General features: G+C 74.5%; 20 protein-coding genes, 1 pseudogene and 1 riboswitch. Of the genes and pseudogenes, 16 read left to right on the plus strand and 5 right to left on the minus strand.

What is annotated here, in order from left to right; genetic code table 11:
- Positions 1-5 precede the first annotated feature (5 nt).
- The 7 genes from ACFYWL_RS11935 (at position 6) to ACFYWL_RS11965 (ending at position 5,181) form a co-directional block, all read left to right on the plus strand.
- A complete protein-coding gene (locus ACFYWL_RS11935; RefSeq protein ID WP_386970877.1) occupies positions 6-731 on the plus strand; it encodes a hypothetical protein in 726 nt (241 codons plus the stop codon).
- Positions 732-743: 12 nt separating this feature from the next.
- The gene (locus ACFYWL_RS11940; protein WP_386970879.1) at positions 744-1,001 is read left to right on the plus strand and encodes a hypothetical protein; all 258 of its coding nucleotides are present in this window, start codon (positions 744-746) and stop codon (positions 999-1,001) included.
- A 203-nt stretch (positions 1,002-1,204) separates the two neighbouring features.
- Positions 1,205-1,513 carry a WXG100 family type VII secretion target gene (locus tag ACFYWL_RS11945; protein WP_043961610.1) on the plus strand — a complete coding sequence of 103 codons (309 nt, stop codon included), beginning with the start codon at positions 1,205-1,207 and terminating at the stop codon, positions 1,511-1,513.
- Positions 1,514-1,541: 28 nt separating this feature from the next.
- The gene (locus ACFYWL_RS11950; RefSeq protein WP_074475200.1) at positions 1,542-1,823 is read left to right on the plus strand and encodes a WXG100 family type VII secretion target; all 282 of its coding nucleotides are present in this window, start codon (positions 1,542-1,544) and stop codon (positions 1,821-1,823) included.
- 82 nt (positions 1,824-1,905) lie between these two features.
- Positions 1,906-3,273 carry a S8 family serine peptidase gene (locus ACFYWL_RS11955; RefSeq protein ID WP_386970883.1) on the plus strand — a complete coding sequence of 456 codons (1,368 nt, stop codon included), beginning with the start codon at positions 1,906-1,908 and terminating at the stop codon, positions 3,271-3,273.
- Between the two features lie 37 nt (positions 3,274-3,310).
- Entirely contained in the window at positions 3,311-3,850 is a 540-nt protein-coding gene (locus ACFYWL_RS11960; protein ID WP_386970886.1) for a hypothetical protein, read from the plus strand.
- Positions 3,851-3,867: 17 nt separating this feature from the next.
- The gene (locus ACFYWL_RS11965) at positions 3,868-5,181 is read left to right on the plus strand and encodes a WXG100 family type VII secretion target (protein WP_386970889.1); all 1,314 of its coding nucleotides are present in this window, start codon (positions 3,868-3,870) and stop codon (positions 5,179-5,181) included.
- A gap of 52 nt (positions 5,182-5,233) precedes the next feature.
- Here the strand turns inward: ACFYWL_RS11965 and mycP are convergent, their stop codons facing one another.
- Positions 5,234-6,433 carry a type VII secretion-associated serine protease mycosin gene (gene mycP / locus ACFYWL_RS11970; protein ID WP_386970893.1) on the minus strand — a complete coding sequence of 400 codons (1,200 nt, stop codon included), beginning with the start codon at positions 6,431-6,433 and terminating at the stop codon, positions 5,234-5,236.
- 134 nt (positions 6,434-6,567) lie between these two features.
- Positions 6,568-6,876: pseudogene (locus tag ACFYWL_RS11975) on the minus strand (helix-turn-helix transcriptional regulator); the annotation flags it as partial.
- 172 nt (positions 6,877-7,048) lie between these two features.
- Between ACFYWL_RS11975 and ACFYWL_RS11980 the strand changes: the two are divergent.
- Complete coding sequence (locus ACFYWL_RS11980) at positions 7,049-7,780, plus strand: carbonic anhydrase (RefSeq protein WP_386970895.1); 732 nt, start codon at positions 7,049-7,051, stop codon at positions 7,778-7,780.
- A gap of 182 nt (positions 7,781-7,962) precedes the next feature.
- Here the strand turns inward: ACFYWL_RS11980 and ACFYWL_RS11985 are convergent, their stop codons facing one another.
- Both ACFYWL_RS11985 and ACFYWL_RS11990 read right to left on the minus strand, forming a co-directional pair.
- Positions 7,963-8,988 carry a coiled-coil domain-containing protein gene (locus ACFYWL_RS11985; protein WP_386970898.1) on the minus strand — a complete coding sequence of 342 codons (1,026 nt, stop codon included), beginning with the start codon at positions 8,986-8,988 and terminating at the stop codon, positions 7,963-7,965.
- Between the two features lie 4 nt (positions 8,989-8,992).
- Positions 8,993-9,123, minus strand: a riboswitch (cyclic di-AMP (ydaO/yuaA leader).
- A 166-nt stretch (positions 9,124-9,289) separates the two neighbouring features.
- Complete coding sequence (locus tag ACFYWL_RS11990) at positions 9,290-10,789, minus strand: YibE/F family protein (RefSeq protein WP_386970901.1); 1,500 nt, start codon at positions 10,787-10,789, stop codon at positions 9,290-9,292.
- 334 nt (positions 10,790-11,123) lie between these two features.
- Between ACFYWL_RS11990 and ACFYWL_RS11995 the strand changes: the two genes are divergently transcribed.
- The 3 genes from ACFYWL_RS11995 (at position 11,124) to ACFYWL_RS12005 (ending at position 14,463) form a co-directional block, all read left to right on the plus strand.
- On the plus strand, positions 11,124-13,145 hold the full coding sequence (locus ACFYWL_RS11995; protein ID WP_386970902.1) for a heavy metal translocating P-type ATPase: 2,022 nt from the start codon (positions 11,124-11,126) through the stop codon (positions 13,143-13,145).
- 110 nt (positions 13,146-13,255) lie between these two features.
- Positions 13,256-13,723 carry a hypothetical protein gene (locus ACFYWL_RS12000; RefSeq protein WP_386970905.1) on the plus strand — a complete coding sequence of 156 codons (468 nt, stop codon included), beginning with the start codon at positions 13,256-13,258 and terminating at the stop codon, positions 13,721-13,723.
- Positions 13,724-13,806: 83 nt separating this feature from the next.
- Positions 13,807-14,463: a DUF305 domain-containing protein gene (locus ACFYWL_RS12005; RefSeq protein WP_386970907.1), complete on the plus strand. Its 657-nt coding sequence runs from the start codon at positions 13,807-13,809 to the stop codon at positions 14,461-14,463.
- A gap of 168 nt (positions 14,464-14,631) precedes the next feature.
- On the opposite strand, the gene ACFYWL_RS12010 is transcribed toward ACFYWL_RS12005, so the two are convergent.
- A complete protein-coding gene (locus ACFYWL_RS12010) occupies positions 14,632-14,934 on the minus strand; it encodes a metal-sensitive transcriptional regulator (RefSeq protein WP_043961618.1) in 303 nt (100 codons plus the stop codon).
- A 148-nt stretch (positions 14,935-15,082) separates the two neighbouring features.
- On the opposite strand from ACFYWL_RS12010, the gene ACFYWL_RS12015 reads away from it, so the two are divergent.
- From ACFYWL_RS12015 to ACFYWL_RS12035, 5 genes are all read left to right on the plus strand, one after another.
- Positions 15,083-15,292, plus strand: a complete 210-nt coding sequence (locus ACFYWL_RS12015; protein WP_386970909.1) for a heavy-metal-associated domain-containing protein — start codon at positions 15,083-15,085, stop codon at positions 15,290-15,292.
- A 31-nt stretch (positions 15,293-15,323) separates the two neighbouring features.
- A complete protein-coding gene (locus ACFYWL_RS12020; protein ID WP_386970911.1) occupies positions 15,324-16,346 on the plus strand; it encodes a hypothetical protein in 1,023 nt (340 codons plus the stop codon).
- Positions 16,347-16,358: 12 nt separating this feature from the next.
- Positions 16,359-18,635, plus strand: coding sequence for a heavy metal translocating P-type ATPase (locus ACFYWL_RS12025; RefSeq protein ID WP_386970912.1), 2,277 nt, complete (start codon positions 16,359-16,361; stop codon positions 18,633-18,635).
- A gap of 68 nt (positions 18,636-18,703) precedes the next feature.
- Positions 18,704-18,877, plus strand: a complete 174-nt coding sequence (locus ACFYWL_RS12030) for a CsbD family protein (protein WP_386970915.1) — start codon at positions 18,704-18,706, stop codon at positions 18,875-18,877.
- A 233-nt stretch (positions 18,878-19,110) separates the two neighbouring features.
- A complete protein-coding gene (locus ACFYWL_RS12035; protein WP_386970917.1) occupies positions 19,111-19,623 on the plus strand; it encodes a hypothetical protein in 513 nt (170 codons plus the stop codon).
- Positions 19,624-19,651 lie beyond the last annotated feature (28 nt).

The following is a 19,651-nucleotide window of genomic DNA, read 5'->3' on the forward strand; positions in this document are numbered from 1 at the left end:
CACCGATGACGGAGATCCTGATCGCCAACGCGTCCGGCGCGGTGACCGGCACGCACACGGTCGCCGCGACGACGGCACCGGTGCGGGGCCTGCTCCCGGCGGCGCGGGCCAACTGGATGTGGCTGGTCGGGGCGGGCTTCCTGGGTGTGATGATCGCCTATCTGGAGACGTTCGACAACGACGAGGTCAACAAGTCCATCAAGGAGTGGGGCGACGCCGCCCGCCTGCTCGGCGCGGACCAGTTCGGCGCGGCCCTGGGCGAGGTGCCGCCGTCCGCGGAGGAGTGGGACTTCGACGATCGGGACGCGTTCGAGCTGTTCCTCCGCAAGCTGGGCGCGGAGATCAACTCGCTGGCCGAGGCGTTCAACGCCAACAAGGAGAGCCTGACCGCCGCCCGGGACGCCTTCAACGACGCCGTCGACGCGCTGGTCGAGGCGCTCATCCCGATCCTGATCGCGGTGATCGCGTCGGTCGCCCTCCAGGCGTTCCCGCCGACCGCCCCCATCGCCGAGGCCATCGGGGTGGCCGGGCTTACCGTGAGCGTGGCGATCCTCGCCCTGGTCTTCGGCGACATCAGCGCGCTGTTCACCACCGTGATGGCGGGGTTCCAGCACAACAACCGGTTCGCGTTCGTGTCGGACTCCCGCCCGGGCTGGGCGGCCACCGGCGCCGACCCCGACATCAAGGACATCAAGATCGACTGGGTCAAGGATTCCAAGTTCTACCAGTGAGAGGCGGGCGACATGGTGGAGCTCTTCGTGTTGGCCCTGGTCACCATCCCGGTCTTCCTCGTGCTGGGGTTGGTCGCACAGCTCACGCGGGCGGCCTGGGCCAAGCGGGCCAGCGAGGCGACGGTCCTCGTCGGCATCGCCGCGCTGTTGCCGGTGGTGCTGGACCGGGCCTTCGACAAGCCGGTGCTCTGGGCGGCCGTGGTGCTGCTGGCCGCGCTGCTGGTGTTCGGCGTGGTGCTGCACGTGCGGTCCTACCGCCGGCCCTCCTAACGAGGTCACGGCCCGGTCCGACAGGGACGGTCCACGCCGGGGCGACCCGTCCGGGCGCCCGTGACGCCGCAGCAGGGCTGCGCGGGTTGGACGAGGTCGGTTACGGTGCATCCTGAATGTCCGTCGGTGGGGTTGGTCGCCTTGCCACGGGGGAGGGCGCGGCAGATTTCCGCCGCCACAACGATGACGGAAGGGTGTGAAGCATGGCGTTCGAGGTCGACGCATCGACTCTGCATACCGCGGCGAATGACGTGCGGTCCACGCGCGGCGATGTCGACGGTGAGCTGAAGAAGCTGTGGAACGTGGTCGACGACCTGGCGATGGCCTGGAAGGGGCAGGCGTCCTCGGGCTTCCAGCAGCTCATGCTGCGCTGGAACGAGGACACCGCCAAGCTGCTGACCGCGATGGACAACATCGCCGACCTGCTCGACAAGTCCGGCACGACCCACCAGGTCAACGACGAGGAACAGCAGCAGATGCTGGACAAGTTCCACGCTGCGCTGAACCCGTGACCGGCAGCCAGGCGTAGGGGAGGAAAACATGAGCATCAAGGTTGACTACGCGGTCCTCGAAAGCAGCCACCAGCAGATGACCGCGATCTCGCGGACCATCGACGAAAAGCTCGACACGCTGCGCTCCATGCTGAGCAAGCTGCACTGGGAGGGCGAGGACCGCACCGCCTACGAGCAGCACCAGGCGCAGTGGGACGCCGCCGTCCGGGACATCAACAAGATCCTGAACGACATCGGCGGCGCGGTCGGCATCGCCCGCGAGAACTACGTCACCACGGAGATGAGCAACTCCCGGGTGTGGAACAGCTGAGCTGACGCCGACGCGGCTCCGGTCCGGCTCGACCGGGCCGGAGCCGTTCTGCGTGACGGGTCGACGAGGGCCGGGGGGAACGATGCACACGGGGGGACACGGGCGACCGCTGCGGCGGTCCGCCGCCGCCATGCTGGCGCTGGCCACGGTCGCCGGTGGCCTGCTGACCGCGCCCGCCCCGGCGCGCGCCGCCGACACGGTGCGCGGCCTCCAGTGGCACCTCGACACGCTGCGCATTCCCGAGGCGCACAAGCTGACCAGGGGCGCGGGCGTCACGGTCGCGGTGATCGACGGCGGGGTGTACGCCGCCCACCCCGACCTGCGCGGGCAGGTCCTGAGGGGCACCTCGCGGTCCAGCGGGGTGCGGGCCGACGGCCAGGCCGACCCGGACCGCGAGAAGGGGCACGGCACCGCGATGGCCGGCATCATCGCCGGCCGCGGCGGCGGCTCCATGCGCCTGCTCGGCATCGCCCCGGAGGCGAAGATCCTGCCTGTCGCGCTCGGCGAGCCGCGCGAGTGGGACATCGCGGGCGGCATCCGGTGGGCGGCCGACGCCGGAGCGGACGTGATCAACCTGTCCGTCGGCACCCCCGGCGACGATCCGCAGGTCACCGAGGCCGTCCAGTACGCGCTCGGCAAGGGCGCGGTGCTGGTGGCCGCCGCCGGCAACCGCGCCAGCAGCCAGAGCGTGCCGACGCCGGCCAACGTCCCCGGCGTGCTCGCGGTCGGGAGCACCGGGAAGAACGGCTCGCGGTGGAGCGGGTCGGTCACCGGCCCGGAGGTGGGGCTCGCCGCGCCCGGCGAACGGATCATCAGCACGGTGCCGCCGCCGGTGTCGCCGAACGGCTACGGCGTGGGCGACGGCACCAGCAACGCGGCGGCGATCGTCTCCGGGGTCGCCGCGCTGGTGCGGTCCCGCTATCCACGGCTCGACGCCGCCAACGTGGTCAACCGGCTGATCCGCACCGCGCGGGACCGGGGCGCCCCGGGCCGCGACCCGGAGTACGGCTTCGGCGGCGTCGACGTGCTGGCCGCGCTGACCGCCGCCGTGCCCGAGGTGGACGGCAACCCGCTGCTGGCCGGCGCGTCCGCGGAGCCGGGCGGCCCTGCGGCGGACTCCGGCGGTGACGACTCCGGCGACGGGCGGCCGGCGGTCTCCGTCGGCCTCGCCGACAACGCCCCGATCCGGCTCGCGCTGTGCCTGCTCGCGGTGCTCCTCGCCGGCGCGGTGGTCGTGGCGCTGGTCGTGGTCAACCGCAGGGCGGCGCGCCGCCGCGTCCCGCCGGGGCCGCCGGGCCCGTACCCGCCCGGCCCGTCGGGGGCGTACCCGCCTGCCCCGTCGGGGGCGTACCCGCCGGGCGCCTACCCGCCGGGGCCGCCCGGCCCGTACCCGCCGGGGCCGCCACCAGGCGCGCCGCCGTCCGGCCCGCCGGGACCGCAGCCGCGCTGACACCGACACCTGAGAAACGGGGCCAGGGAAGGGCATCATGAGCGACGAACAAAACGATCCGGACCGGGTGGAGATCGACCTGCCCGTGCCGCTGCCGGTCAACCCGGCCTACCCGGGGATGGTCGACATCCGGGGGATCAGCTTCGACCGCACCGGCGTGGACCAGGCCGAGACGCCGAGCGGGCTGGTCGCGGGCAAGGGTGAGAAGGGCGTCGAGACGGAGTGGGACGCCGGCAACCTCGACTCCGCCATCACCTGGCTGGAGACGCACGCCAGCTACCTCAACCGCCTCTCGTACGACATGGCCGACATCTCGGACAAGCTCGGCGGCGGCCAGGCCGTCGCCGGCAAGGGGCCGCTCGGTGGCTTCCCGTACGCCCTGCAACTCGCCCAGCGGCACCAGCAGGTCTACAGCGGCACCGAGAGCGGGCTGCGCACCCTCTCGGAGAACCTCTACTCGGCGGCCGAGGCGCTGCGCACGGTCAAGCGCAACTACGAGACCGCCGAGGGGGCCAACAAGATGACCGCGCAGGAGATGCAGCAGGCCTTCACCGACGCCGCCCGCGGCGGCAGCTAGATCGACGGGAGCGGAACGTGGGCGACAAGAGCTGGGAGGACATGGCCCGGGAGGTGCTCGTCGACGGCCGCCCGGCCGACGTGCAGAGCGCCGCGCTGGGCTGGAAGGAGCTGATCAAGAACCTCGATCAGGTCCGGGAGAGCCTGGAGAAGAACGTCAAGGACCTCGGCGCGGCCTGGAAGGGCCCGGCGTACGAGGCGTTCAAGACGCACATCGAGGGGCTCGCCAAGAACGCCAAGGCGATCGTCGACGACATCGACAACCCGGGGCGGGGCAAGGTCAGCATCGTGACCACCCTGGAGACGGCCGCCAGCCAGCTGGAGGACGCCCAGAACAAGATGCCCATCCCGGCGGCCTGCGTCGGTGACGTCCTGGCGGCCCGCAACGGCGAGATCACTCTCGGGGTGGGGCTGTTCGAGACCCGGGTCACGGCAGAGGTCATGGGCAGCTGGCCCGTCGAGCAGCTCGGCAAGGTGGGCGACTGGGTGACGGGCTGGTTCTCCGATCAGGAGGGCGACGCCCGCAAGGTCTACGACGAGGTCAACGGCAACTTCAGGGACCGCACGATGGAGGCGCCGGGCTCGGTGACCCCCAGCAGCCTCGGGACGGGCCCCACGGAAGTGCCGAACCTCGGCGGCGGCCCGGGCGGCGGGGGTGGCGGTGGAGTCCCGTCGGTGGGTGGCATGCCGTCCACCGGCGGCGTCGGCGGCGCGTCCCCGGCCGGCATCGGCAAGCTGCCGGAGGTCGGCGACGGCAGGCCCGACCTCGGGTCGACGACCCACCCGGACCTCACCCCGGTCGCCGACCTCCCCGACACCGGGTCCGTGGACCCGGGCGGGCTGGACGACGGCTACGGGACCGGCCTGGCCGGCGCCGGCACGCCGACCACCACCGGCCTCGGCGCGGGCGGGGGCGGTCTTGGCGGCGGCAGCGGCGCGGGCCTGTCGGCCGGCGGCGCGGGCGGCGGCATCCCCGGCGGCGGCGCGCTCGGCAAGACGGTCAGCCCGGGGCTGCCGCCGATGCTCGGCGGCGGCGCGGCCGGGGCGGGCCGGGCTGCCGGCCGGGGCGCGGGCGGTCGGCTCGGCGCGGGCAAGCCGGGCATGGGCGGCATGATGGCCCCCGGCGGCGGTGCCGCCGGTGCCCGGGGCGCGGGCGGCCGGGCTGCTGCGGGCGCCGGCCGGCCGGGCGGCGCGACGGCGGGCCGGGGCGGCCTGGCCGGCACGGGCGGGGCCGGCTACGCCGAGGAGGAACAGGTGCGCAACACCTGGTTGGAGGAGGACGAGGACGTCTGGGGCGCGGGCGGCGACGCCACCCCCGGCATCCTGCGCTGACGGTGCGGCCGGCCGGCCGTCGTCACCTGGCCCTGGAGCGGCCGGGCCGCGGTCATCCCTGCGCGGGGGTGGGGCGGCGGCCCGGTCGCCAGCCCCGACGCCGTCCCCGGGCCAGGATCGGCCTGACGGCCAGCAGCACGCCGGCCAGGACCGCGCCGACCGCCGCCACCCAGACCGCCACGGCCCGCTGCCAGCCCAGCGGGTCCCGCGGCGGGACGGGCGCGGCCAACGCCCCGGGCGGCGGATCGCTGCGCGTGCCGAGCACGCTGGTCACCGCCCGGTACGGGTTCACCACCCCGTACCCGACCTCGGCGTTGTGCCCGTCCGGAGGGCTGTCCGCCGTGCGGGTGAGCCGGTAGGCCACCCCGTCCGGAGTGAGATCCGGATGCGCGGCGCGGACCAGCGCGGCCACCCCCGAGACGTACGCGGCGGCGAAGCTCGTGCCGCCCTGCGGCTCGGCGAGGTAGCCCTGCCCCCGGGGCGCGGGACCGACGATGTCCAGCCCCGGGGCGGCGATGTCCACGTAGTCGCCGCTGACCGAGCTGCCGACGTGACCGCCCTGCGCGTCGACGCCGGCTACGGCGATGACCCCGGGGTACGCCGCCGGGTAAGCCGGCAGGTCCCGCTGCTGCTCCTGCCGGTTGCCGGCGGCGGCCACCACGACGACGCCCTTGCCGAGGGCGTACTCGACGGCGGCGGCCAGCTCCGGGCGGGGCAGGGTGACCAGGGACAGGTTGATCACGTCGGCGCCCTGGTCGACGGCCCAGCGGATGGCCAGGCCGATCTGCGCCGGCAGGCCCTCGTCGTTGGTGCGCCGGGTGTCCGGCAGCACGCGTACGGGCAGGATCCGGGCGGCCGGCGCGATGCCGGTGAACGGCGAGCCGGTGCCCTCCCGGCCGGCGATGATGCCGGCGACGATCGTGCCGTGCCCGGCCGCGTCGCACTGACCCTCGTTGGGGGGCAACGCGTTGAAGTCCCGGCCGGGGCGCACCTGGCCCCGCAGCAGCGGGTGCGTAGCCGACACGCCTGAGTCGACGACCGCCACGGTGACGCCCTCGCCCCGGGTGATCCGCCAGGCCGAGGCCGGGTCGAGCCGGGTCAGCGCCCAGGGCGCCTCGGTGGGGGCGGGGTTCCCGCCCGGCCCACAGCTCGGGGCGGCCGACGCCGGTGCGGGCGGCACGACGCCGGTGGCGAGCAGAGCCGCCGCCAGCGCGGGCAGCCCGGCCCGCCGCAGCCCGACCCGCCCGGTCACCCGGCGTCCCGCTCGGGCTGGTCCGGGGCGCGCCGTTCGGGCTGGTCGGGGGCGGACCGGTCCGGGATGCGCCGTTCGACCTGTTCGGGGCTGTGCCGTTCGGGCTGTTCAGGGCTGTGCCGTTCGGGCTGGTCGGTGGTGAAGAGGGCGAGGAGGTCGCCGACCTGGCGGTCCGCCTCGGCGGGGTGGCGGAAGTGGCCGCTGGGGTTGACCGTGTATTCGTTGCGCCGGCCCACCCGGGTCCGCCGCAGGTAACCGCCGGCCTCCAGGTCGGCCACGATCGCCTGGGCCGCCCGCTCGGTGACGCCCACCTCGTCCGCGACGTCGCGCAGCCGGGCGGTCGGGTTGCGGGCGATGGCGAGCAGGACGTGGCCGTGGTTGGTGAGGAACGTCCAGTTCCGGGTGCTCCCGTTCCTGCCTGCTGTCGTCGCCATGTCGGACATGTTAGGGCTCGGCGACGACGCCCACGCCCCTGGGCCGGCGCGGGCCGGAGCGCGGGCCCGCGCAAGCCCTTCCCAACGCAGGAAATGTGTATCACGTAACGCTTGACCTGCCTTTCGCTGCGTGTGACCGTGGGGGAACTGGTCGTGCGCGTGAATGGCGAGGTGGTGGGGCATGGAGCAGTCCAGCATGTCGGTGGCTCAGTCGGGCTCCGGGCAGCTCGACCCCCTCCCGTCCATCGGGCGACCGGGCGAGCCGGGCGCTCCCTGCACCCCGGGCCGGGCCCTTGCCGAGCTGCACGCCGGCAACCACCGCTTCGTCACCGGCACGCCGCGCCACCCCAACCAGGACGCCGACCACCGGGCGGCTGTCGCCGACGGCCAGCACCCGTTCGCGGTGATCGTCGGCTGCTCCGACTCCCGCCTCGCCGCCGAGATCATCTTCGACCGTGGCCTGGGGGACCTCTTCGTGGTCCGCACCGCCGGGCACACCGTCGGCCCGGAGGTGCTGGGCAGCGTGGAGTACGCCGTGACCGTGCTGGGCACCCCCCTGGTGGTGGTGCTCGGCCACGACTCCTGCGGGGCGGTGCAGGCGGCCCGGGCGGCGGCCGGCACCGGCAGCCAGCCCGCCGGCAACCTGCGGGCCGTGGTGGACGCCGTGCTGCCCAGCCTGCGCCGGGCCGCCGAGCGGGGCATCGAGGACATCGACGAGATCGTCGACATCCACATCGCGTGCACGGTCGACGCGATGCTCGACAGGTCGACCGTGCTCGCCGCCGAGGTCGACGCGGGCCGGTGCGCGGTCGTCGGAATGTCGTACCGGCTCAGTGCCGGCGGGGTGCGGACGGTGGCCGCCGTGCCGGCCGCCATGGCCGCGGACGCCACCCCGACCCGCGCCGCCGCCTGACGCTCACCGCCGCCTGACGCACAACACCGCCCGGCGCTCACCGCCACCCGGCGCCCACCGCCTGGCGCTCGCCAGCCCTTGGCGTTACGACCGTCGCCTGCCGCACACCACTGCCCGAGAACCGACGAGAGGGGCCGCCCCCGCAGCGGGACGGCCCCTCTCGGCATGCGCGGCACGCGGCGTCAGAGCAGCGACATGTGCACGTGGTCGGTGTGGTTGGACGGCCCGCTGTAGGAGCTCCAGCCGTTCGCCGGGAACCAGATCTGCCGGTTCCAGATGACGTAGTAGATGCCGAGCCGGTCGGCGTTGCGGATGAGGAACGCGGCGAGATTGTTGCCGTACATCCGGGTGTCGTTGTTGTGCCAGGGGGAGAAACCGCTGTTCTGGAGCGACCAGTCGCAGGCCCGGCCCTTGGGGTGCTCCCACGGCCCGCCCGGCCGGTAGCAGCCCACGAACCGGTTGAAGCCGGCCCGCTTGACCTCCTTGTAGGCGTGCAGCGTGCGAGGCGTGACACAGCCGGAGGTGGTGGGGTCGTTCTCGCTGCACGACTCCGGCCGCCAGCTGCCGTCCGACGACCGGCCCGGCGCGATCCTCGCGACCGGGGACGTGGCGTTGACCAGGCCGCCCGTGAAGCCCTTGCCGCCGACCAGCGCGAGCGCCTTCTCGGCGTCGTGCTTCTTCTTCGCCATGACCGACGCCTGCTTCTGCTGCTCGCGCACCTCGGCGTCGAGCGCGAGCTTGGCCTGCTCGGCGCGGTTCTTCGCCGCGCTGACCTCGGCCAGCTTGTTGGCGTTGACCATGTTCAGCTCGTCGAGGGCGGAGGCGCGCTTGACGAACGAGTCCGGGCTGTTGCTCTCCAGCAGCATCGCCATCGCGCCGACCCGCCCGGTCCGGTACGACTGCGCGGCCATCTCGCCGACCTGCGGCGCGAGCGCGTCCAGCTCCTCCTGAGCCTTGCGCACCTCGTCGGCGAGCTGCGCCTGGCGCTTCTTGGACTTTTCGAGCTTCGACTTGGCCTGGACGTAGTCCCGGTTCGTCGCCTCGATCACGTCGGTGATGAGCTGGGGCTCGTCGTCCTCCTCGTGCCCCGAGGGTTGGGGGGCGGCGGCGGGCAGGGCGAGCGCCGGGGCGGCCGGCCCGGCGACGACCGCCAGGGCAGCGAGCACGGCCACCACGGGTGTCAACCAGCGGTGCAGGGGTGCCGTCACAATGTTCCCTTCCATCGACCGCCGACCGGGTTAGCTGACGGGTTCGGGGCGGAAGCGGCCCCTACCGCTCGCGCGGATTCACCCCGGGCACCTGGTTCCCCGGCTCGCCTCGCGGCGATTGGGCGGCGGCACCGCAGGCGCCGCTTCGCGCCTTCGGCGGTGACCGGCAGCGAGGTTACCCGAGAGGCCATGCGGGGAGCTACGTCCGGATGCCGACTAAAAGCGTCATTTCGTAATCGCCGTCGGTAATCAGTGATGCGCTTCTCAGGGCGGATGCCGCCATCGGTCACGCTGCGAAGTGTCACCATGCGGTGTCCGTGCCTCCTTCTCGGTGCGGCCGTCCGGCCGGGGGGTGGGTGGTGGCCTGGTCGTCGGGGAACCCCCCGACCGCCCGGCCGCCGCCGAGCGCCTCCAGCGCGAGATCGCGGTCCGCGGTCCGCCGTCCGCCCCCGCGGGTACGCGCCGCCGGCACGTCCCCGCCGCCCGCCGGGCCGGGGCGGGTCGCGGCGGCGTGCCCCGCCGTAGGGTGCCCTGTGCCGGTGTGCCCCGCCGTGGAGTGCCCCGCTGCGTTGCGCCCCGCCGCCGTGCGTCCCGCCGCCGTGCGCTCCGCCGCTGTGCGTCCTGCCGCCGTGACCACGGCGGCCAGCCCGGTGGTGAGCGGCACGGCGGCGATCAGGCCCAGCGTGGCGACCGCGCTGCGGACGATCTCCTGGGCGAGGAACTCGCTCGTCAGGATCTCGGTCACGGGGCGGGAGTCGGCGGTGAGCAGGAGCAGCAGCGGCAGCGACGCGCCCGCGTACGCCAGCACGATCGTGTTGACCGTGGAGGCGATGTGCGCCCGGCCGACGCGGGTGGCCGCCCGGTAGAGCTGCAACCGGGACAACCCCGGGTTGGCGTGCGCCAGCTCGGTGACCGTGGCCGCCTGGGTGACGGTGACGTCGTCGAGCACCCCGAGCGAACCGATGATGATGCCGGCCAGCAGCAGGCCGTGCAGGTCCACGTCGCCCCGGAACATCGACAGGGTGGTGGCGTCCTCGCTGCCGTACCCGGTGAGGTGGGTGGCCGCCGTGGCCAGGGTGCCCAGCAGTCCGGTGAGCACCAGGCTGCCCAGGGTGCCGAGGACGGCAACCGACGTCTGCGCGGTGACCCCGTGGGTGAGGTACAGCACCACGAACATGATCAGTGCGGAGCCGACGACGGCGATCGGCAACGGCGACCCGCCCGCGCCGATGCCGGGCAGCACGAACGTCAGCAGAATGGCGAAGGTGGCGGCGAGCCCGGCCAGGGCGGCCACCCCCCGCCAGCGGCCGAACGCGACGATCGCCAGCGCGAACACCACCGCCAGCCAGATCAGCGGGGTGCCGCGCTGGTGCTCGGCGATGTTGTAGGCGCTCGCCGCCGGGTCGGCCGGGTCGGTCAGTTTCACCAGCACGATCCGGTCGTCGACGGCGACGGTGGGCGCGCCGGGGCCGGTCGGGATCGGCGTCTCGACCTGCTGCCCGGCGTCGGGCCCCTGCTCCACCCGGACGGTCACCGTGCCGCACGGGCCGTCCGCGACGCCCGGCCCGCCGCCCTCCGGCGTCTCCGGCTGCGGCGGGCACTCCTCGGTGACCACCCGGGTCACCGTGCCGTGATAGCGGGGCACCGGCGAACTGCCGTCGACCTCCGGGCCGCCGTCGCGGGGCCACAGGACGGCCGCCGCGATCACGGTGATCACGAAGAGGGGGACCACGGTCGCGACGAGGACCCGCCGCACCCCCGGTGGGGTGGGCGGAGCGGGTCGGTTGTGGTCGGCGCCCATCGACGATCTCCAAACGGTGTCAGCGCGGGATACGGCTCGGCGGCCCGGACGGTTCAGCGTCGCGGGCGATCGATCCGGGCCGACTGCCCGGACGACCACACCCGGTCGACCCCTCGGGGACCCGCCCGCCCCCGAGGACCGCCCGAAGCCCCGCCCCTCCTCACGAGCCGCCGGGAGCGGACCGCGTCCCATCGCCCGGAATCGTAGCCACCCTCACCTGCGAACGCAGGTCGGCCGACACCATGTCGGCGACATGGCGGTGTTCCGGGCGCTCTGATACCGCCATGTGCCCGACACGCTGCCGTTTCGACGGGCGGCGGGGCATGTTGGAACCATGGCCCACGACGCGCACGCCAACCACGCCGGGCACGACAAGCACGCCGGGCACGACCCGGAGATGTTCCGCCGCCGGTTCTGGGTCTGCCTCGCGCTGACCCTGCCGATCGTCGTCACCAGCCACATGGTGATGGACTGGTTCGGCTACTCGCTGGAGTTCCCCGGCCGGGCCCTGGTCGGCCCGGTGCTCGGCTCGGCGGTCTTCTGGTGGGGCGGTTGGCCGTTCCTGGTCGGCGCGGTCCGGGAGCTGCGCGACCGGGCGCCCGGCATGATGCTGCTCATCGCGATGGCGATCAGCGTGGCATACGCCGCGTCGCTGGCCACCAGCGCCGGCGCGTTCGACCTGGACTTCTGGTGGGAGCTGGCGGCGCTGGTCACCATCATGCTGCTCGGGCACTGGCAGGAGATGCGGGCGATCGGCCAGGCCCGGGGCGCCCTCGCGGCGCTGGCCGCGCTGCTGCCCGACGACGCGGAGCGGGTCCGCCCCGACGGCGGCGCCGAGCGCGTCCCGGTGGCCGAGTTGCGCGTCGGTGACGTGCTGCTGGTCCGGCCGGGCGGTCGGGTGCCGGCCGACGGCCGGGTCGTCGACGGGGCCGCCGAGCTGGACGAATCCATGATCACGGGCGAGTCCCGTCCGGTAGCCCGGTCGGTCGGCGACCGGGTGGTGGCGGGCACGGTGGCCACGGACTCGGCGATCCGGGTCGAGGTGGAGGCCACCGGCGAGGAGACCACCCTCGCCGGCATCCAGCGCATGGTCGCCGAGGCGCAGCGCTCCAGCGGCCGGGCCCAGGTGCTCGCCGACCGCTTCGCGGCCTGGCTGTTCTACGTCGCCACCGCCACCGCCGTGGTCACGGTCGTGGTCTGGTCCGCCCTCGGCGACACCGACGAGGCCGTCGTGCGGACCGTCACGGTTCTGGTCATCGCCTGCCCGCACGCGCTGGGGCTCGCGATCCCGCTGGTCATCGCGCTGTCCACGGCGGTCGCGGCGCGCTCCGGCATCCTGGTGAAGAACCGGCTCGCGCTGGAGCGGATGCGCACCGTCGACGCGGTGCTGTTCGACAAGACCGGCACCCTGACCCGGGGCGAGCACGCCGTGACCGGCGTCGCGGCCGTCGCCGGCACCAGCGAGGACGAACTGCTGCGGCTGGCCGCCGGCGTCGAGGCGGACAGCGAGCACCCGCTGGCCCGCGCGATCGTCGCCGCCGCCGAGCAACGCGGCGGTCCCGCGCCGGCCACCGGCTTCCGCGCCCTGCCGGGCCGTGGGGTGCGGGCCACGATCGACGGCACCGAGTACGCGGTGGGCGGCCCGGCGCTGCTGCGCGAGCTGGGCGCGGGCCTCCCCGCCGAGCTGGAGCAGGCCACCGCTGACTGGGCTGGGCGGGGGGCGGCCGTGCTGCACCTGGTCCGCCTTCCCGGCACGGTGCTCGGCGCGCTCGCCCTCGCCGACGAGGTGCGCTCCGAGGCCCGCGAGGCGATCGCCGAGCTGCGCGCCCAGGGCATCCGCACCATCGCGATGATCACCGGGGACGCCCGGGCCGTGGCCGACGCGGTCGCCGCCGACCTCGGCTTCCGTTCCGGGGTGGACGAGGTCTTCGCGGAGGTGCTGCCGGCCGACAAGGACGGGAAGGTCACCGAGCTGCAACGACGGGGGCTGACCGTGGCGATGGTCGGCGACGGGGTCAACGACGCCCCGGCGCTGGCCCGCGCCGACGTGGGCATCGCCATCGGGGCCGGCACGGACGTGGCGATCGAGTCCGCCGGGGTGGTGCTCGCCTCGTCCGACCCGCGCGGGGTGGCGGCGGTCGCCCGGCTCTCCCGGGCGTCGTACCGCAAGATGGTGCAGAACCTCGCCTGGGCGGCCGGCTACAACGTGGTGGCCCTGCCGCTGGCCGCCGGGGCGCTGGCCTGGGCGGGGGTGGCGCTGAGCCCGGCGGTCGGGGCGATCCTGATGTCGGCGTCCACGATCGTGGTGGCGTTGAACGCCCAACTGCTCCGCAGGGTCCGCCTCACCCCCGGCTGATCCCGGCCGGGGCCGCAAATCCGGCGTGCGCGTCGGGCCACGTTCCGCGCCCCTGCATCCACGGGCGAGGCGAGGCAGGTCGACCTCGGGCGAGGCTCTAGCGTGGTGGTGTGCGGACGACGACGGCGGCGGCGGGCGGGCGGTGGGGTCGCCTCGCGCTGCTGCTCTGCACCCTGGTCGGCCTCGCCGCCATGCACACCCTCGGCCACGGCGCACACTCCGGCGGCACCCACGCCGGCCACGACGGGGCGACACCACGCGACGGCCACCCCGCCCCGGCGGTGCACGCCGAGGCCGCGGGTGTCCCCGGGGCGCTTGTCGGCGGCGCGGGTGGCGCTGTGGCGTTCCCCGGCAGCGCGGGCGGTGGTCGGGCCGACGGGCCGTCCGGGTGGAGCGTTTGCCTGGCGATGCTCGGCGCCCTCGGGGTGGCCCTGCTCGTCGCCGTGCTCCTGCTGACCGGTGCCCGGGCACCCGGCCCGCCCGGCAGGCAGGCCGGTGGCGTGCCCGCCGGACCGCGTGCCCCGCCACCCCGCCCGCTCGGACTTCGGCTGGCCGAGGTCTCGGTGTCGCGTACGTAGGACGGCCCGGCGCGGTGCCCGGCTCCGCCGGTGACCCGCGTCCCCGTCCTGCCCACGCACGTGACGAGACCGAAGGATTCACCGTGACCACTCGTACTGTCGCGCGCCGCGCTGCCCTGGCCGGCGCTGCCCTGACCGCCGTCCTCACCCTGGCCGCCTGCGGCTCCGCCGGCCACGGCTCGCCCAATCACGACGAGCCGGCCGCCGGCGCCGCCACTGCCAGCTCCATCGCTTCCGGGGCTCCCACGCGCGGGTCGGCCGCGTTCGGCGACGCCGACGTGATGTTCGCCCAGATGATGATCCCGCACCACCGGCAGGCCGTGGAGATGGCCGAGCTGGCCGAGACCCGCGCCGCCGACGCGGAGGTCAAGCGGCTCGCCGCCGCGATCAAGGCCGCCCAGGCCCCGGAGGTCGCCACCATGACCGGCTGGCTGGCGGGGTGGGGCCGGCCGGTCCTGTCGCCCGCGCCGGGGCACGGGCACGGCATGCCGGAGATGGACCACGCGATGCCGGGGATGATGTCCGAGGCGGACATGACGAAGCTGGCCGGCGCGAGCGGCGTCGACTTCGACCGGAAGTTCCTGCGCACGATGATCGCCCATCACGAGGGCGCGATCACCATGGCGCGGGAAGAGTTGGCCGAGGGGGCGAACCCCGAGGCCAAGGCGCTGGCCCAGCAGATCGCCATTAGCCAGCAGGGCGAGATCGACCAGATGAGGAAGATCCTCGCCCGGCTCTGACGGCCGGATCGGACGGCCGGGTCGTGCTGTGCGCCATGCCGGCGAGGTGGGGGTATCCGCGGCTCGGGATGCCCCCATGTCGCCGACATGAAGTTGATCAAGCGAGTGTCGGTCGCGCCGGGGAGTCGCGCCGCGGTCGCGGTCGCGGCCTTCGGCGCGCCGGCGGCGTCAGCCGCGCTTCATGAGGCGGCCGACGGCGGCCATCATCTCGGTGGCCATCTCGTCGGCCCGGCCCTCGACGGCGCCCTCGTGCAGGCAGTGCCGGGCGTGCCCGTCGAGCAGGCCGAGGGCGACCTTGTCCAGGGCCGCCTGGATCGCGGAGATCTGGGTGAGCACGTCGATGCAGTAGCGGTCCTCGTCGACCATCTTCTCGATGCCACGGACCTGACCCTCCACGCGGCGGAGCCGCGCGAGCAACTGGTCCTTGCTGGCGGTGTACCCCCGGGTCGGGGCGGGCATGGGTCCGGTCATGCGACCGAGATTAACATACCCCTCAGGGGTATGTTACGGTTCGACCTGGCGGATACCCCCACCCGGTATCCCTGGCGTTTCCAGGCCAGTGGTCCGCCTCACCATTACCCCCCGGGGGTAACGTGAGGTGCAGCGGAAGGAGAGAGCGATGGTCAGCACGACGTACGAGGTGCGGGGGATGAGTTGCGGGCACTGCGCCGGCTCGGTCGTCACCGAGGTTGGTGCGATCGACGGCGTCACCAACGTCAAGGTGGACCTGGAGGGCGGCCAGGTCACCGTCACCAGCGACAGCCCGCTGGACACCGAGACCGTGCGCGCCGCCGTCGACGAGGCCGGATACACCCTCGTCGGCGCGTGACGCCGCCCCTGCGGAGAAGTCGAGGCACACGATGAACACGGCGACGAAGCTGAGCGGTTTCGCCCTCGGCCTGGCGGCGGTGTTCGGCGCGGCGTACGGGGTCGGCCAGGTGGTCGGCCCCGTCACCCCCGCCGCCGACACCCGCCACGACGCCCACGCCGACGCCGGGGACGCCCCGGCCGCCCACCTGCCCGGCGGGCTGCTCGTCTCCGACCGGGGCTACACCCTCGCCCCGCTGGCCGCCCCGGCCGGCGAGTTCGCCTTCCGGATCACCGGCCCCGACGGGCAGCCGGTCACCCGCTACGAGGTCGCGCACGACAAGCCGATGCACCTGATCGTCGCCCGGCGGGACCTCTCCGGCTTCCGGCACGTCCACCCGGAGGCGGGGCCGGACGGCACCTGGCGGGTCGCGTCCCCGCTGGCCGGCCCCGGCGTCTGGCGGGCGTTCGCCGACTTCACCCCGGCCGGCGGGCCGGCGCTGACCCTCGGCGTCGACGTCACCGTTCCCGGCGCGCTCGCCGCCCGACCGCTGCCGCCGCCCGCCACCGCCACGACCGTCGACGGCTACACCGTCACCCTGGCCGGCGGGGTCCAGCCCGGCCGGGCCAGCCGGCTCACCCTGACCGTCAGCCGGGACGGCACGCCGGTCACCGACCTCCAGCCGTACCTCGGCGCGTACGGGCACCTGGTGGCCCTGCGCCAAGGCGACCTGGCATACCTGCACGTGCACCCGGAGGGCGCGCCCAACGACGGGACGACCCCCGCCGGGCCGGGCGTCACGTTCTCCGCCGAGTTCCCCTCGGCCGGCAGCTACCGGCTCTACCTGGACTTCCGGCACGGCGACGTGGTGCGCACCGCCGAGTTCACCGTCGTCGCCAGCACCCCCGCCGGAGCTGGCCCCGGCGCATCGGGCGCACCGACGACGACCGGCGCACCGACGACGACCGGCGTACCGGCGATGACGGGCGCACCGACGGCGACCGGCGTACCGGCCGCCACCAGCACCCCGACCGTCGACGCCGGCCACGGCGCCCCCGGGCACGGGCACGACTGACGGGAGGCAACGATGAGCTCGCCCACGCGACCGCTACCGGTCGCACCGAACCGCATCGAACTGGCGATCGGCGGCATGACCTGCGCGTCCTGCGCCGCGAGGATCGAGAAGAAGCTCAACCGGATGGACGGCGTGACCGCCACGGTCAACTACGCCACCGAGAAGGCCACCGTCTCGTACGCCGACGACGTCACCCCCGACGACCTGATCGCCACCGTCACCAAGACCGGCTACACGGCCGCCCTGCCACCCCCTCTCTCGCCCTCGCCCTCGCCCGAGTCGGCCACCGCCACCGCCGCCCAGCCGGTGGACGAGCTGCGCGGGCTGCGTACCCGGCTCTGGGTCTCCGTGGCCCTGGCCGTGCCGGTGGTCGTCCTCGCCATGGTCCCCGCCTGGCAGTTCGACTACTGGCAGTGGCTGTCGCTGACCCTGGCCGCGCCGGTCGTGGCCTACGGCGGCCTGCCGTTCCACCGGGCCGCCCTGATCAACCTGCGGCACGGCGCGGCCACCATGGACACCCTCATCTCGCTGGGCACCCTGGCCGCGTTCGGCTGGTCGCTGTGGGCGCTGTTCCTCGGCGACGCCGGCCAGCCGGGGATGACCCACCCGTTCCGGTTCGACATCACCCGCACCGACGGGGCCGGCAACATCTACCTGGAGGCGGCGGCCGGGGTGATCGTGTTCATCCTCGCCGGCCGCTACTTCGAGGCCCGCGCCAAGCGGACCGCCGGTGCCGCGCTGCGCGCCCTGCTGGAGCTGGGCGCGCGGGACGTCGCCGTGCTGCGCGACGGCGTGGAGACCCGGGTCCCGGTGGACCGGCTCGCCGTGGGGGACCGGTTCGTGGTCCGCCCCGGCGAGAAGATCGCCACCGACGGCGTGGTCGACGAGGGCACCTCGGCCGTAGACGCCAGCATGCTCACCGGCGAGTCCATGCCGGTCGAGGTCGGCCCCGGCGACACCGTCGTCGGCGCGACCATCAACGCCGGGGGCCGGCTGGTGGTCACCGCCACCCGGGTCGGCGGCGACACCCAGCTCGCCCAGATGGCGCGGCTCGTCGAGCAGGCCCAGACCGGCAAGGCCGCCGTGCAGCGCCTGGCCGACCGGATCTCCGGGGTGTTCGTGCCGATCGTGATCGCGCTCGCCGCCGGCACCCTCGGCTGGTGGCTCGGCGCGGGGGCCGGCCCGACGGCCGCGTTCGCCGCCGCCGTGGCGGTGCTGATCATCGCCTGCCCGTGCGCCCTCGGCCTGGCCACCCCGATCGCCCTGCTGGTCGGCACCGGGCGCGGCGCGCAGCTCGGCATCCTGATCAAGGGCCCGGAGACGCTGGAATCCACCCGGCAGGTCGACACGGTGGTGCTGGACAAGACCGGCACCGTCACCACCGGCCGGATGACCCTGGTCGACGCGCTCCCCGCCGACGGCGAGGACGCCGCCGAGCTGCTGCGGCTCGCGGGGGCGCTGGAGGCGGCGAGCGAGCACCCCATCGCCCGCGCCGTGGCCGCCGCAGCCGCCGAGGTGGGCCCGCTCGCCCCGGTCACCGGCTTCGCCAACGTCGAAGGGCTCGGCGTCACCGGCACCGTCGACGGCCGCGAAATGGTCGTCGGGCGGCTCCGGCTGCTGCGGGAGCGCGGACTCGACGTACCGGAGAAGCTCGAACGGGCGGTGACCGGCGCGGAGGCCGCCGGCCGGACGGCGGTGCTGGCCGGCTGGGACGGCCGGGCCCGGGGGGTGCTCACCGTGGCCGACGTGGTGAAGCCGACCAGCGCGGCGGCCGTCGCCGGGCTGCGCGCCCTCGGCCTCACCCCGATCCTGCTCACCGGCGACAACGCCACGGTGGCGCGGGCGGTGGCCGCCGAGGTCGGCATCGACGAGGTGACCGCCGAGGTGCTGCCCGCCGACAAGGTCGACGTGGTCAAGCAGCTCCAGGCCGACGGCCGGGCCGTGGCGGTGATCGGCGACGGGATCAACGACGCCGCCGCCCTCGCCCAGGCCGACCTGGGCCTGGCCATGGGCACCGGCACCGACGTGGCGATCGAGGCCAGCGACCTGACCCTCGTGCGGGGGGACCTGACGGCCGCCGTGGACGCGATCCGGCTGTCCCGCCGCACCCTGGGGATCATCAGGGGCAACCTGTTCTGGGCGTTCGCCTACAACGTGGCCGCGCTGCCGCTGGCCGCCGCCGGCCTGCTCAATCCGATGATCGCGGGCGCGGCGATGGCGTTCTCCTCGGTCTTCGTCGTCGCCAACAGCCTCCGCCTGCGCCGCTTCCAGCCGGCCCGCCGGCCCTGAGGGTTCGGCGGGCGACGTCGGGGTACTGGGTGGGTGTCGCACCACCGCAGTGAACGTTGGAGGTTCCCATGGGTATCGATGACAAGATCGCCAACGCGTCCGAGGACGCCGCCGGCAAGCTGAAGGAAGGTGCCGGGCGGGCCACCGACGACGAGCGGCTGGAGGCCGAGGGCCGCAACGACCAGGCGAAGGCCAGCCTCAAGCAGGCCGGCGAGAAGATCAAGGACGCTTTCAAGAGCTGAGTCGTACGTCCCGTCGCGCGCGCCGGACCGGCCCCTGTCGCCGGCCCGGCGCGCGCGTTCGTGGCCCTGTGCCGGCCGCTGCTGTTCGTGCCCCGGCGTGCGTCTGTGCCTCGGCGTGCGTCTGTGCCTCGGCGGGCGTCTGTGCCTCGGCGGGCCGGCGCGGCGCAGGTGGACGGCGACCGGCATGCTGGGACGGTCCACCACCGAACGGGGAGAACATGTCTCGTCCTGCCGTGACCGCGCTCCGCGCCGCCGCCCTGGTGACCCTGGTCGCACTCGCCGCCGGCTGCCAGTCCGGCGAAACCGCCGACGACCCGGCAGCCGCGCCCACCGCGCCCACCGCTTCCACCGCGCCGACCGACTCCGTCGAGCCGTTTGCCGCCACCTCGACGCCGTCCGCGTCCACACCCGGCGTGACCGCCGCCAACACCGTCGAGGTGTGCGGGGAGGTCGACCGGCTGATCCTCGCCGGGAGCAAGAAGCTCGCCGCCGACTCGGCCGCCGCCACCCGGGACAAGGAGACCACCCCCGACGAGCTCAACGACCGGCTCAAGCGGACCATCGCGGGGCTGGCTAGCGACGTACGCAAGCAGGCGGCGCGCGCCGAGGATCCGGAGATCGAGAAGCTGATCGGGGACGTGGCGAAGCAGCTCGACGGGGGCGCGAAGGCGGCCAGCCCGGCGAAGTGGCTGGGCGAGACGTTCGTCGACATCCCACCAAAGCTGGCCCGAGACTGCCACGCCTGACGCCGGCAGTGCCATCGCCTTCGACGAT

Origin of the sequence: Micromonospora sp. NPDC002575, from assembly GCF_042889525.1 — a bacterium.
GTDB classification, from domain to species: Bacteria; Actinomycetota; Actinomycetes; order Mycobacteriales; family Micromonosporaceae; genus Micromonospora; species Micromonospora carbonacea.